The organism is Aminobacter aminovorans, assembly GCF_900445235.1.
In the GTDB taxonomy this organism is placed as follows: domain Bacteria; phylum Pseudomonadota; class Alphaproteobacteria; order Rhizobiales; family Rhizobiaceae; genus Aminobacter; species Aminobacter aminovorans.
This window is the reverse complement of record NZ_UFSM01000001.1, coordinates 2248122-2261628: the sequence shown is the minus strand read 5'-3', so window position 1 is coordinate 2261628 and position 13507 is coordinate 2248122. Positions and strand designations below refer to the sequence as shown.

10 protein-coding genes and 1 pseudogene are annotated in these 13507 nt (G+C 64.5%); 6 read left to right on the top strand and 5 right to left on the bottom strand.

All coding sequences use genetic code 11. The annotated features are described in order from the left end of the window. Window positions 1–49: 49 nt before the first annotated feature. The 3 genes and pseudogenes from DY201_RS29835 to DY201_RS11115 form a co-directional block, all read right to left on the bottom strand. A pseudogene (locus DY201_RS29835) lies at window positions 50–520 on the bottom strand (AMP-binding protein); the annotation flags it as partial. 379 nt (window positions 521–899) lie between these two features. Then, window positions 900–1616, bottom strand: coding sequence for a class I SAM-dependent methyltransferase (locus DY201_RS11120; protein ID WP_245431967.1), 717 nt, complete (start codon window positions 1614–1616; stop codon window positions 900–902). A 78-nt stretch (window positions 1617–1694) separates the two neighbouring features. Beyond that, window positions 1695–2867, bottom strand: a complete 1173-nt coding sequence (locus DY201_RS11115; RefSeq protein ID WP_115731246.1) for an MFS transporter — start codon at window positions 2865–2867, stop codon at window positions 1695–1697. Between the two features lie 146 nt (window positions 2868–3013). Between DY201_RS11115 and DY201_RS11110 the strand changes: the two genes are divergently transcribed. After that, a complete protein-coding gene (locus DY201_RS11110) occupies window positions 3014–3355 on the top strand; it encodes an ArsR/SmtB family transcription factor (RefSeq protein ID WP_115731245.1) in 342 nt (113 codons plus the stop codon). Between the two features lie 2 nt (window positions 3356–3357). Then, window positions 3358–4113 (top strand): metallophosphoesterase family protein, encoded by a 756-nt coding sequence (locus DY201_RS11105; RefSeq protein ID WP_115731244.1) that lies wholly within the window; start codon window positions 3358–3360, stop codon window positions 4111–4113. Window positions 4114–4151: 38 nt separating this feature from the next. Here DY201_RS11105 and DY201_RS11100 read toward each other — a convergent pair whose 3' ends face one another. After that, window positions 4152–6548, bottom strand: a complete 2397-nt coding sequence (locus tag DY201_RS11100) for a DNA/RNA non-specific endonuclease (protein ID WP_115731243.1) — start codon at window positions 6546–6548, stop codon at window positions 4152–4154. Between the two features lie 96 nt (window positions 6549–6644). After that, complete coding sequence (locus tag DY201_RS11095; RefSeq protein WP_115731242.1) at window positions 6645–7241, bottom strand: TetR/AcrR family transcriptional regulator; 597 nt, start codon at window positions 7239–7241, stop codon at window positions 6645–6647. Window positions 7242–7371: 130 nt separating this feature from the next. Here DY201_RS11095 and DY201_RS11090 point away from each other — a divergent pair, with 130 nt between their 5' ends. The 4 genes from DY201_RS11090 (at window position 7372) to carB (ending at window position 13207) form a co-directional block, all read left to right on the top strand. Beyond that, window positions 7372–8376, top strand: a complete 1005-nt coding sequence (locus DY201_RS11090) for an NADP-dependent oxidoreductase (protein ID WP_115731241.1) — start codon at window positions 7372–7374, stop codon at window positions 8374–8376. A gap of 163 nt (window positions 8377–8539) precedes the next feature. Further along, window positions 8540–8731, top strand: coding sequence for a hypothetical protein (locus DY201_RS29450; RefSeq protein WP_245431966.1), 192 nt, complete (start codon window positions 8540–8542; stop codon window positions 8729–8731). A 15-nt stretch (window positions 8732–8746) separates the two neighbouring features. Further along, the gene (locus DY201_RS11085; protein ID WP_245431965.1) at window positions 8747–9463 is read left to right on the top strand and encodes an NAD(P)-dependent oxidoreductase; all 717 of its coding nucleotides are present in this window, start codon (window positions 8747–8749) and stop codon (window positions 9461–9463) included. A 249-nt stretch (window positions 9464–9712) separates the two neighbouring features. Next, the gene (gene carB / locus DY201_RS11080) at window positions 9713–13207 is read left to right on the top strand and encodes a carbamoyl-phosphate synthase large subunit (RefSeq protein WP_115731240.1); all 3495 of its coding nucleotides are present in this window, start codon (window positions 9713–9715) and stop codon (window positions 13205–13207) included. The last annotated feature ends 300 nt before the right edge of the window (window positions 13208–13507 follow it).

The following is a 13507-nucleotide window of genomic DNA, read 5'->3' as shown; positions in this document are numbered from 1 at the left end:
CTCGCGGGAAAGCTTCAGCTCGCCTCCCGGAATGGCTATGCCTGCGCCGGTAGGTCTCGGCGAGCCCGGCAGGCATTCGCCCGCCCGCCACCGTCATGAAGCGCAGCGACGGCAATTCCTCGGCGCGCAGCCCGGTCTTGTCCATCAGCTCGTAGGAATAGGGTACGCCGCTGTTGTTGCTGACACCGGCCGCGCGCAGATCGTCAGCGAAGTCTGTGTCGGCCACGCCCTTGGCTGAGACGAACACACTGGCGCCGACCGCCAGATGCGAATTGAGCACCGACAGGCCGTAGGAATAGTGGAACGGCAGGATAAGCGCCGCGCGATCGGCGGATGTCAGACCGAGATAGCAGGCGATCGCCTCGGCATTGCTCTCGACATTGGTCCGCGACAGCCGGACAAAACGGCTCCTGCCGGTGCTGCCCGACGTCGCCAGCAGCACGGCGAGGTCGGGATGCAGCGCCTCCCCTGCTGAAGTGCGCTCAACAATACGCCAGCGTCCGTCGAACGCCGCACGCACAGCTCGGGGCGAAAATCCTCTTCGAATGCGTCAAACGCCTGTGCATCCCCCGGAGCGATCAGCGCCACCGCGTGCCCGCCGGCGCGCGCAGCCAGATAGGCGACAATGGCATGCTCGGAATTGGACGCTTCCAAGGCCACGAGCTTGCGGCCCGCGCCAAACTCCGCCGCCATGGCTGTTACGCGGCGCGCCAGTTCGGCATAGCTGATGACGGAACGGCCAGTCTCTGCAAGTAATCCATTCTTCGCCCCGCCGCTTCGATTGCAGCCACATGAACGCGCGAGCCGATAGCGTTATTCCTGATAGTTTGCATCAAGAAAATTCAGGACAGCTAATGTAAGCCGGCAGGGCGGAACGACCCGACGGCCGGGGTGGCATTTCAAGCCAGGATGCGTGCCTTGAGCCAGAGGAAAAGCGGCACGCGGGCCCATTTGCGCAGTAGGTCCGAATCGACCCGATCCGGGATCGGCTCGCGCAATGCCGTGATTGCCAGCCCCGCGTCCTCCAGCACCGACACATAGTCCTCGAGCGGCTGCGGCCAACCGGCAAAATGCATCGTCAGGCCGTCACGTTCTTCTTCGCCATCGAAACGCTCGCGGCCAAAGTAGCTGCCGTCGAGCACGAATGGCGCGTCGGCCGCTTCCCCGGCGAAGCGTCCGCGATCCCTGAACGGATGGACCAGCGAAATGAACAGCGTGCCGCCGGGCTTCATCACGCGTCGGATTTCCCTGATCGCCGCAGGCACGTCGTCGACGTACATCAGCACGTTGTAGGCCATGACAAGGTCGAAGCTGCCGTCGTCAAAGGGCAGATCGTCGACACCGGCAACGGCATAGTCGTCGGCAGAGCTGGCTTGCCGTGCGGCTTCTACCATCTCGGCCACCACGTCAGTCACGGTCACGCGGTAACCCAGCGCCTTCAGGTCGCGCGCCACGCGACCCTCGCCGCAGCCCACCTCGAGCGCGCGGCCGGAGCCCTTGCCGATGAACCGTGTCAGCCCTTGGCGATAGACCCAGAACGCATCATGCGCGGGCGAGCGCGCCCAGGCGATCCATTGATCGGCAACACGCGTCCAATGCTCCTTGTCGCCCTTCATCTCACCCATCCCGGCCAGCCAGATGTCGCATCTAGGACAGTTCGACCGCCCGGAAAAGCCGGGATGTGTTGGGCCAGCTTACCGGGCGGCGGCGAGCCGGATCGACCTGCCGCTGGCCACCAGCACTGCGAGCGCCACCAACGGAAAGGCTGCCGCGACCAGGCCGAGATCGGAAGGCCGGGCAAACTCCAGCACCCGGCCGCCGATAACCGTACCGAAGGCGATGCCGAAATAGAGCGCGGAGGCGTTGAGCGACAGCGTCAGATGCGCGATCTCCGGGCCGAAGCCGACGATGCGGCTTGCCTGCGCCGGTGGGAATGCCCAGCCGATGATGCCCCACGGCACCATCAACGCGATCAGCACCGGGCCGGCGACATGGTGCGGCAAGAGCTTCAAGGTCAGCGCAATGGCGATGCAGAAGCCCGACGACATCAACAGCGAAATCACCACCATGCGCGTCGCGCCGATACGGTCGGCGAGATAACCGCTCGACAGATTGCCTACAACGGCGCCGACGCCGAAGGCCAGCAGCATGCCCGGAAGAGCGATCTCCGGCAGCCCCGCACCTTCCAGGGCCAGCGGCGCGATGTAGGAGATCACCGTGAAGCCGCCGGCGAGATAGAGCAACGTCACCAACAGCGACGGCAGGATGCCCGGCCGGGCAATGGCGGTGAAGCGCTCGGCAAGCGTCAGTTTGATGCCGCGCGAGCCGCGGGGCAGCCGCACCCACAGGATCGCCGCACAGGAGATGCCGAGCAGGGCTATGGCGACGAAAGTGCCGCGCCAGCCCCACATTGTGGCGATCAGCGAACCAATAGGCGCCCCCAGCGCCACGGCGAATGTCGTGCCGCCGACGACGACCGCAATCGCCCGCGCTCGGTGCTCGGGCCCGGCCAGCGACACGGCAGTCGCCTGCGCGGTGGCGGCATAAAGCCCGGCCGACATGCCCATTACGACCTGCGCGGCCAGAAGCCCGGCAAAGGAGCTGCTCATCGCGGCGATGATGTTGCCGGCGACGAACACCAGCATGGTTGCAGCAAGCACGCGACGGCGATCGATCTCGCCGGCCAGCGCCGACAATACGGGCGCGCCGATCGCATAAGCGAGCGAGAACGCCATGATCAGGTAACCCGCGACCGGTATCGAAACATGCGCGTCGCCGGCAATCGCCGGCAGCAGGCTGGAAAACACAAAGCCGACGGTGCTCATCGCGAACGAGCCGATCGCCAGCCAGATAAGGCGCTTGTCCATGACAGGGTCCTTAGTTCAAAATATATTGAACTATTGAACTTCCCGTCACGGCATGTCAATCTGCAACTCGTCGGCTCCTGCCAGCCTGGTGTCAGCAGCTGGCACCGAGCCTTGAACCGCCGCAACCGCACAGCTACCTTCCGACCATGTCCTTGCCACATCCCAATCTCGATCAGATCAGCCTCGCCAACGTGCTGTCAGTGCTTGGCGACCAGACCCGCCTTGCCGTCGTCGGCTATCTCGCCCGCAACGAGGGTGTGGCGATGAGCTGCGGCCAGTTTTCCGAGTTCGGTTCCAAGACCAACCTGTCCTACCACCTCGCCAAGCTGCGCGAGGCCGGCATTACCCGCACCGAGGTCTCCGGCACCAGCCGGCTGATCTCGCTACGCCGCGACGACCTCGACAGCCGCTTCCCAGGCCTGCTCGATTCGATCATCACGGCGGCAAAGGAACTGCCTGCGCTCGAGCGCCTCCGCGACGAGGCCTGAGGATGCGCATTGCCGTCCTCGCCGACATCCACGGCAACATCCTTGCGCTCGAAGCGGTGCTCGCCGACCTCGCCCGCCGTGGCGGCGCCGATCTCGTCGTCAATCTCGGCGACCTCGTCTCCGGTCCGCTCTGGCCCGGCGAAACGGCAGAGACGCTGCAGGCCCTTGGCTGGCCGACGGTGCGCGGCAACCATGACCGCCGCGTCGCCACCGACCCGCTCGCCGACATGGGCCCGTCCGACCGCTTCGCCCATGATCGCCTGACGCCGGCCCAGCGCGATTGGCTGGCCGCGCTGCCGCTGAGGCTGGAAATCGCCCCATCGGTGCTCGCCTTCCACGCCCGCCCCGATCACGACGAGCGCTACCTCTCCGAGGTTATCGACGAAGGCCAGCTCATCCGCGCGCCGCTGAAAGTCATCGAAAGCCGCCTCAGGCGGATCGATCCGAAGTATCGGCTGCTGCTCGCCGGCCACAGTCACCGCGCCGATCTCGTCAGGCTTTCCGACGGGCGCCTGCTGTTCAATCCGGGCAGCGTCGGCATTCCGGCCTACGGTGACGACACCGCCCCCGCTCATGTCTCCGAGCAGGGCTCGCCGCTGGCGCGCTACGGCCTCGCCGAGATCGACGCGGAAGGCGCGGTCGTCGGCATCGATGCCCTCGCCGTAACCTACGACCATGAAGCCGCGGCCAATCGCGCCGCCGAGGGCGACCGTCCGGAATGGGCGCATGCCTTGCGCACCGGCTTCATGCCAGACTGACCCGGCTGTTCGCCGCCTCTGGCTCGCGGCTGACTGGCCTACTTCCTCTGCCGGCCCGGCTTCGACGCCTGCTTGACGCCACCCGAGCGCGCCGGCTTCGCCGCCGGTTTGCGCGTGCCATCCCTTGCCAGATCCTTCGGCTCCAGTGTCAGCGCCGGCCTGCCGATCGCCTCTTGCCCGGCGCGGACGTCGGCATCGCGCAGCGTGTCGCCGAAATCAAGCCCGGTAAGGCTTTCGATATGAGCGACGGTCGTCAGGAACTCCGACACCCGCGCCAGTTCCTCGGAATCGCCAAACGCCTCCGCCATGCCTTCGGGCATCACCTCGATCAGCGGCCCCTGGTCGGCGAGCAGCGCAATCGAGCGCAGGTCGGTGCCGTCGTTCCACGCCGCGATCTTCCAGAATTTCAGCGGCACCTTGCTTTCGAAGCGATAGGGCGGGTCGCCGTCGGCGAACACAGGCCCGGCAAACACAGTCACTCTTTGGCGCATGGTCACAGCGTTACGCAGCACATAGGTCTCGACCGCCCGCCAGCGCAGCTTGCCCTTCGAGCCCGGCCGGTTGAGCGCACTGCCCTGGTTGAAGAAGCCGAGCTGAGGTGCGGCATTGGTGTAGAAGAACGTGTCGCGCTCGGCGGCAACAGCCTCCGCATCGGTGCCCCAGGCCGGGTCGCCGCGCAGCGTGATGTGGCCTTTCTGGAAGATCCGCGCCTTGCGTTCGTTCGACATGGCAATCGGGAAGCCCGCCACTTTCTGTGCGTCGTAGAAGGGCTTGTTCATCTGCTCTTCCAGCAACACGCGGCGGTCCGGCCGGAAGTCGTCGCTGGCTTCCGCTCCCCCGATCGCCTCGATTCCGAGTTCGCTCAGGCTCGGATCCTCGGTCACCGTCTTGTCGTCGCGGTTGACCGCCTTGATGCGGGAGCCGTCGATGTTGCAGGCGGTGTAGTAGGCAAGCCGCCTCTCGGCGTTCATGACGACGGAAAAATGGTGGTAAGGTAGTTCGAACGGGTCGTCGCCCGGCTTGGCCAGCAGGTTCCTGGCAGCCCGCCCCGGCGCGCCGTCGTGTTTCGGCAGCGGCAGCACAAAGCCCGGCACGAAGCCCGGCTCATAGCCGCCACGGTCGTCGAAATTCTCGGTCTTCCAGCTCGCCGCCTCGGCCCTTGAGCCGCCTGTCCTGACCGCGTTGGACTTGGGTGCGGCGCCAGTCGATGCCTGTGCCATCAACGGCGCGCGCACGCTGATCTCGATCGGAAACGTCCATGTCACCGAGCCATCGTCGCCCAGCCGGGCCTTGGGTTCGCGGTCGCCGCCCGGCGTCACGGCCTGCGCCTTGCCGGCTTTGATCACCGTCCCGTCCGGTTCGCCAGCGCCCTCCCGCACCGGTTGCAGCTTCAGCCGCCCGGCTTCGTCCCAGACGTCGAGCAGCTGAGTCACCGCAGCCCGGCTGCGGGCATCCATGCCGGCGAGCCGCGCCTCCAGGTCGTTGACGATGGCGCTGATGCGGATGCCTTCGTTGATCTCCTTGGCCAGCGGCTTGCCGTCGGTGCCCATCACCTCGTGCCAAGGCCCGCCCCAGTGATGCAGGGCGATCGGTTCCCATTCGTTGTTGAACACCGGTGACCCCGACGAACCCTGCTCGGTATCGGCAACATAGTGCAGCACATGCAGGGTCTCGTCGCGCGCCACCAGATGATTCTCGCGCAGCACCAGCTCCTTGTGCCGGCCGTCGGGGTGCTGGACGACGTTGGCAATTTCGCCAAGCATATGCTTGTCGCCGGCACTGGACAGCACCAGGAAGCCAAATTCGTCGAGCTCGCGCAGTCCACGCCGGCGCTGGCCGATCCCGATCAACGTGTAGTCGAGCCCGTCTATGCCGTCGGTGACGAAGCACAGATCCGGGTCGAGGAAGAACGACGTCGGCTGCCTGAGCTCGTTGAACTTGTCGCGTTCATAATCGAACTGCACCTGGAACCGCGCGGCGTCGGCTGCCGTCTGGATGACATGGTGGTTGGTCAAAAACAGGTTCGGCCCGACCAGGAAGCCCGAGCCTTGCGGCATCTCATTGAGAAAAGCGACCCGGCCGACCGCATCGGCCGCGCGGCGCCCGCGTTCGAGAAATGCAACACCGACAAAATCCAGCGTCGACCCCTGGATCGCCTCTGGCCCCATCGGCTTTGACGCTGCCCTGGCAGGCTTTCGTGCTGCTTTGGCGGGCTCCGCCACGCCCTCGATCGCCGTCGAGATCATCTCGGCCTGTTCGCGGGTCAGGTCGGCCTTGACCTGCAACCGCTCGACACGGCGACGGCGCTCCGGCTCCGCCGCAAGCGGATTGCCCTCGGCAATTCGCGCCAGCGATGTGTCTATTTCAGGTCTATTTTTCTTCAACCTTTCACGAACGACACGTTCAACTTCACCGAAGGTCTGGATATCAACCATGCCCGCCCCCTTGTTGAAGACCTCAAGTATAACTTGATAGGCTATGCGGAGGTAGCGACGTTTTGTTGACAGCCTTGGCGGGCAATACGCCTGAAATCAGCGGCGAAACCGCTCCAGCGTCGCGGTGAACAACTCGGTCAACGCTGAAACGGCGTCGTCATATGAAATGCGGCCCGCCGCCGTATCACGCGACACGGCCTCGGCCGCCCCGAGAAGCCCCGACAAAACAGGTTCGCCGATATATTCGGGCAGATCGACGAAGCGCGAAACCGCATCACGATACTCGGCGAGATAGCCGTTGCGCAGCGTCTGGCGAAACTCGTCCATCTCTTCCGTACCCGAAAGTGCCGCAAATACCGCTCCCGCTTCGGGGCCGGCCCGGCTGGCACAGCGCACATAGGCTTCGCCCAGAATGCCGGCGACGTCGCGCAGCGTCTTGCCGCAGCTGGCAAGCGCCTCGCGCTGCGTCTTCAGCTGCAGGTCGTTGTAGGATGAGAACAGTGCCATCAGCAGCCCCGCCCTTGTGCCGAAATGCTCGTAGGCTATCGGCTTGCTCACCCCTGCCCGTTCGGCGACCCGGGCGAGCGTCAACGCGTCGGTGCCTTCCTCGCGCACCATCTCCTGGGCTGCTTCCAGCAACTGCGCGCGCCGTTCGGCTTTCGGCAGTTTTTTCGTCGAACTCGCAGTCGTCATCGCCTTCGCATCCGGCCCGTATTTTTTCGGCCCGTGGCTTGAACATCACCACGCGCCACATATGTTACCACTAGTAACTTACAAAGAGTAAGCTACGCCTGGTAGATGACTACACATATAGGGAAATTCAATGTCCATTGCAGCCCGTGAAATCCACCTGAAGAGCCGCCCGACCGGCTTGCCCGGCCAGGACAACTTCCAGCTTGTCGAACGCAACTTGCCGGCTCCCGCTGAAGGGCAAATGCTGGTCAAGACGCTGTTCATGTCGGTCGATCCTTACATGCGTGGCCGTATGACCGACCGGCCGAGCTACATCGCTCCCTTCGAGATCGGGAAGCCGCTTGAAGGCTCCGCCGTCGGCATCGTCGAGCAGTCCGCCCACCCCGACTTCACGGCCGGCGACCTGGTCAGCCACTTCTCCGGTTGGCGCGACCATGTGCTTGTCGATGCCGCAACCGCAAACAAGATCGACGCCTCCAAGGCGCCGGCCGAAGCCTGGCTCGGCCCGTTGGGCATCCCCGGCCATACCGCCTATGTCGGACTGCTCCGGATCGCCGGGCTCAAGGCTGGCGAAACCGTCTTCATCTCGGCTGCCGCCGGTGCTGTCGGTTCGATGGCCGTACAGATCGCCAAGCTCAAGGGCGCCCGGGTGGTCGCCTCCGTCGGATCGGAAGAGAAGGCTCGCTGGGTCGAGGAACTCGGCGCCGACGCCGTCATCAACTACCGCACGGCGCCCGACCTGACCGAGGCGCTGAAAAAGGCCGCCCCCGAAGGCATCGACGTTTATTTCGACAATGTGGGCGGCGATCATCTCAGGGCAGCGCTCGAAGTCGCCAAGCCGCGCGCTCGCTTCGCCATTTGCGGCATGATCTCCGGCTACAACGACGAGAAGCCCGTTCCCGGCCCCGACAATCTCGCTGCGATGGTCATCAAGAGCATCAGCATGCGCGGCTTTCTGGTGCTCGACCACTTCGACATCCTGCCAGAGTTCATCGCCGACATGGCCGGCTGGCTGGCCGATGGCCGCGTGACCTACCGCGACACTGTCGTTTCGGGGCTTGAAAACGCGCCCCAGGCCTTCATCGGGCTCTTCTCCGGCGACAACCTCGGCAAGATGCTGGTCAAGCTCGACTGACCTCGGGCGGCGAGTTCGCTCGCCGCCTGTTCCAATCCAGACGTTAGAGCCCCGGCTTCGCGCGGCCACGGAGGAGTATTGCCCAAATGACCACGCATAAGCCCGTCCTAATCATCGGCGGCTCCGGTTTCGTAGGGCTCTTGCCGCCCGCACGCTGCGCAAATTGCACCCCACACTCCCGATCACCATCGGCGGCCGCAGTCATGAGAAGGCCGAAGCCGTCGCCAGAGAGATCGGCAATGCCGAGGCTGTTGTCATCGACCTCGACCACAAGAACCTCGGCTTAGCGGCGAACAAAGGCTTCAGCGCCATTGCCATGTTCGTCTATGACGACACGCTCAATGCCCTCCACTAAGCCCAGACCAACGCGGTGCCCTATCTCAGCGTCTCGACCGGCATCCAGGAGATCGGACCGGAGATAGCGCTTTACGCCCACAAGGCGACCGCCCCATTCCTGTTGGGCAGCAGCTGGCTCGGCGGCGCCGCGAGCCTCGCCGTCGTACATTTTGCCAGACAGTTCGAGACGGTGGATTCGGTCGAAATCACTGCCCTTCTCGACGAACACGACATGGGCGGCCCCGCCGCCCAAGCCGACTTCAACCGCCTCACCATGATGTCCAGCACCCTGGGTCTCGAAAGCGGCAAATGGCAGTGGAAACCCTCTGGCGAGCAGGGCCGAAGCGTGACGAGTGTCGACGGCAGGCAGATCCCCGGTCTCTCCTACGCGCCATTCGACGTCTTCAGCCTGCCGGTCACCACCGGCGCCGAGACAGTCCTGTTTGATTTCGCGCTCGGCGAAACTGCGAGCCACCGTCGCGGCGAGCATTTCTCGACCGAGATCACCATCGCTATCTCGGGCCGGAAGAAAGACGGAACCACGGGCCGCAGCCATTATGAATTCGTCCATCCCGCGGGACAGGCCCCGGTCACCGCACTTGCCGTTGCCTTGGCGGTCGAGCGGCTGACCGGCCTCGACGGCAAGGCACCAACGGCGCCGGGCCTCTACTTCGCCGAAATGCTCGTCGAAGCGGACTATGCGATCAAGCGCTTCAAGGAATTCGGCGCCAGCATCACGCAGGCAGCATAGGCCAATACCGTTCCAAGTGGGCAGTCGCGGACCTCAGTGGCTGCCCTTCTGTTTGTCCTGGCATGACGTGCGCGCAACCGACGCGCCTGAAACCCGCATCCCGGTACAGGAAAAGCGTTTTTTTGGGGTTCCCCCCTCCCCATCCTTCCCCTATAAGGCCCGCCTAGCCTCTAGTTGACTCTTCTTGCGCACCGGCCGGGATTCTCCCGTCCCGGTTCTTCGCGCAGGCATATTTTACGGACCGTACACATGGCAAAACGCACCGACATCAAGTCCATCCTGATCATCGGCGCCGGTCCCATTGTCATCGGCCAGGCCTGCGAATTCGACTACTCCGGCACCCAGGCCTGCAAGGCGCTGAAGGAAGAGGGTTACCGGGTCATCCTGGTCAACTCCAACCCGGCGACGATCATGACCGATCCGGAGCTGGCCGACGCCACCTACATCGAGCCGATCACGCCCGAAGTCGTCGCCAAGATCATCGCCAAGGAGCGCCCCGACGCGCTGCTGCCCACCATGGGCGGCCAGACCGCGCTCAACACCGCTCTCTCGTTGCGCCGCATGGGTGTGCTTGAGCGCTACAATGTCGAGATGATCGGCGCCGACGCGCATGCCATCGACAAAGCCGAGGATCGCTCGCTGTTCCGCGAGGCCATGGCCAAGATCGGCCTGGAAACGCCGCGCTCGATGCTGGCCAACGCCTCCGACGTCAAGGACGCCGACCGCAAGAAGCACGAGGCCGAGCGCGCCGCGCTGAAGGCGGAAAACCCAGCCAATCTCGACGCAGCGCTCGACGCGCTCGAAACCCAGTGGAACCTCGGCGAAGGCGACCGCAAGCAGCGCTACATCAATCACGGCATGGCGATCGGTGCCCAGGCGCTCGACCATGTCGGCCTGCCGGCCATCATCCGCCCGTCCTTCACCATGGGCGGCACCGGCGGCGGCATCGCCTTCAACCGCCAGGAGTTCTTCGACATCGTCCAGAGCGGTCTCGACGCCTCCCCCACCACCGAAGTCCTGATCGAGGAATCGGTGCTCGGCTGGAAGGAATACGAGATGGAAGTGGTGCGTGACCGCGCCGACAACTGCATCATCATCTGCTCGATCGAGAACATCGACCCGATGGGCGTGCACACCGGCGACTCGATCACCGTTGCGCCCGCGCTGACGCTGACCGACAAAGAATACCAGATCATGCGCAACGCCTCGATCGCTGTGCTGCGCGAGATCGGCGTCGAAACAGGCGGCTCCAACGTCCAGTTCGCCGTCAACCCGGCCGACGGGCGCCTTGTCGTCATCGAGATGAACCCGCGTGTCTCGCGCTCCTCGGCACTGGCCTCCAAGGCAACCGGTTTCCCGATTGCCAAGATCGCGGCCAAGCTTGCCGTCGGCTACACGCTCGACGAGCTCGAAAACGACATCACCGGCGGCGCCACGCCCGCCTCGTTCGAGCCGTCGATCGACTACGTCGTCACCAAGATCCCGCGCTTTGCCTTCGAGAAATTCCCGGGCGCCTCGCCCGTGCTGACCACCGCCATGAAGTCGGTCGGCGAAGTCATGGCCATCGGCCGCACCTTCCAGGAATCGCTGCAGAAGGCTCTGCGCGGCCTCGAAACCGGCCTCACCGGCCTCGACGAGATCGAGATCCCCGGCATCGGCACTGACGGCGACAGCGGCGACGACCGCAACGCCATCCGTGCTGCCTTGGGCACGCCGACGCCCGATCGCCTGCGCATGGTCGCCCAGGCGATCCGCATGGGCACGTCGCTCGAAGACGTGCACGCCATGTGCAAGATCGACCCATGGTTCCTCGAGCAGATCGCCGGCATCATTGCGATGGAAGCGCGCGTGCGTGAGCATGGCCTGCCGCAGGATGCCGAAAACCTGCGCATGCTGAAGTCGATGGGCTTCTCCGATGCCCGCCTCGCGTCCTTGACGAAGACCGAAGCCGAAGCCGTTCAGAAGACTCGTCAAAAGCTCGGCGTCCACCCGGTCTACAAGCGCATCGACACCTGCGCCGCCGAGTTCGCTTCGCCAACGGCCTACATGTACTCGTCCTACGAGCTGCCTTTCGCCGGTGCCGTGGCCGACGAAGCCCAGGTCTCGGATCGCAAGAAGGTCGTCATCCTCGGCGGCGGCCCCAACCGCATCGGCCAGGGCATCGAGTTCGACTATTGCTGCGTGCATGCCGCCTATGCGCTGCGCGAGGCAGGCTACGAGTCGATCATGATCAACTGCAACCCCGAGACCGTGTCGACCGACTACGACACCTCTGATCGGCTTTACTTCGAGCCGCTGACGGCCGAAGACGTGCTGGAGATCCTGCGCGCCGAACAGGCCGCCGGCACATTGCATGGCGTCATCGTCCAGTTTGGCGGCCAGACGCCGCTCAAGCTCGCGGATGCGCTCGAAAAGGCCGGCATCCCGATCCTCGGCACCTCGCCCGACGCCATCGACCTGGCCGAAGATCGCGACCGCTTCCAGAAGCTCTTGCACAAGCTCGACCTGAAGCAACCCAAGAACGGCATCGCCTACTCGGTCGAGCAGGCCCGCACGGTTGCCGGCGAGCTCGGCTTCCCGCTGGTGGTGCGCCCATCCTACGTGCTCGGCGGCCGCGCCATGCAGATCATCCACAATGAGGGCATGCTGCAATCCTATCTGCTCGACACCGTGCCGGGCCTGGTGCCCGAAGACATCAAGCAGAAGTACCCCAACGACAAGACGGGCCAGATCAACACCCTGCTCGGCAAGAACCCGCTTCTCTTCGACACCTATCTCTCCGGTGCCATCGAGGTCGACGTCGACTGCCTCTGCGACGGCAAGGCGACGTACGTCTCCGGCATCATGGAACACATCGAGGAAGCCGGCATCCACTCGGGCGACTCGGCCTGCTCGCTGCCAGTCCATTCGCTTTCCACCGAGCTCGTCGACGAACTCGAGCGCCAGACCTCGGCTATGGCCCGCGCGCTCAATGTCGGTGGCCTGATGAACGTGCAGTACGCCATCAAGGATGGCACCATCTACGTGCTGGAGGTCAACCCGCGTGCCAGCCGCACCGTTCCGTTCGTGGCGAAAACCGTCGGCAAGCCGATCGCTAAGATCGCTGCCCGCATCATGTCGGGCGAGAGCCTCGACGAGGCATTTGCCCACTATGGCGCCAAGCCCGATGCCCGCAATCCAGGCCACATCGCGGTCAAGGAAGCGGTGTTCCCCTTCGCGCGCTTCCCCGGCGTCGACATCCTGCTTGGACCCGAGATGAAGTCGACCGGCGAGGTCATGGGCCTCGACCGCGACTATGCGCTCGCCTTCGCCAAGGCCCAGCTCGGCGCCGGCGTCGACCTGCCGCGATCGGGCACGCTGTTCGTCTCGGTCCGTGACGAGGACAAGGCCGGCATTCTCGGCGCCGTCCAGCGCCTCTCCGGCCTCGGCTTCAAAGTGCTGGCAACGTCAGGCACCGCGCGTTTCCTCGTCGAGAACGGCGTTCCGGCCGAAAAGATCAACAAGGTGCTCGAAGGCCGTCCGCACATCGAGGACGCCATCCGCAACCGCCAGATCCAGATCGTCTTCAACACCACCGACGGCCAGAAGGCCGTTTCGGACTCCAAGTCGATCCGCCGCGCCACTCTGATGCAGAAGGTGCCCTACTACACCACTCTCTCGGGTGCGGCGGCCGTCGCCGAAGCCATCGCCGCACTGAAGGCCGGCTCGCTCGAAGTGCGTCCACTGCAGGATTACTTCAAGTAAAAGCCAGGACGTCGCCACAGCTTCTCTTCTCCCCGTTTACGGGGAGAAGATGCCGGCTGGCAGATGAGGGGCAGCGCAAACGCTGGCATACTTGCCACGGGCGCATTCATCTGCAGGGCAGAAGAAGAGCTTCACAAGCGCATAACCAGTCCGGGGCGTCTTGCGGCTTTCTGCCGGCAAAGCACTACGGCACAACTGAAATATGCAGGCGTCGTCTTAACGAAACTGCATGATTTGCCTCGCCCCACCTTCCCACCCGCATAGATTGCAGCTAACTCTTCACCATCAGGTGGGGAGTAG

Bases quoted from the DNA above. Each gene is read 5' to 3' on its own strand.
- DY201_RS11120 (WP_245431967.1), bottom strand. From the start codon at position 1,616: ATGAAGGGCGACAAGGAGCATTGGACGCGTGTTGCCGATCAATGGATC.
- DY201_RS11115 (WP_115731246.1), bottom strand. From the start codon at position 2,867: ATGGACAAGCGCCTTATCTGGCTGGCGATCGGCTCGTTCGCGATGAGC.
- DY201_RS11110 (WP_115731245.1), top strand. From the start codon at position 3,014: ATGTCCTTGCCACATCCCAATCTCGATCAGATCAGCCTCGCCAACGTG.
- DY201_RS11105 (WP_115731244.1), top strand. From the start codon at position 3,358: ATGCGCATTGCCGTCCTCGCCGACATCCACGGCAACATCCTTGCGCTC.
- DY201_RS11100 (WP_115731243.1), bottom strand. From the start codon at position 6,548: ATGGTTGATATCCAGACCTTCGGTGAAGTTGAACGTGTCGTTCGTGAA.
- DY201_RS11095 (WP_115731242.1), bottom strand. From the start codon at position 7,241: ATGACGACTGCGAGTTCGACGAAAAAACTGCCGAAAGCCGAACGGCGC.
- DY201_RS11090 (WP_115731241.1), top strand. From the start codon at position 7,372: ATGTCCATTGCAGCCCGTGAAATCCACCTGAAGAGCCGCCCGACCGGC.
- carB (WP_115731240.1), top strand. From the start codon at position 9,713: ATGGCAAAACGCACCGACATCAAGTCCATCCTGATCATCGGCGCCGGT.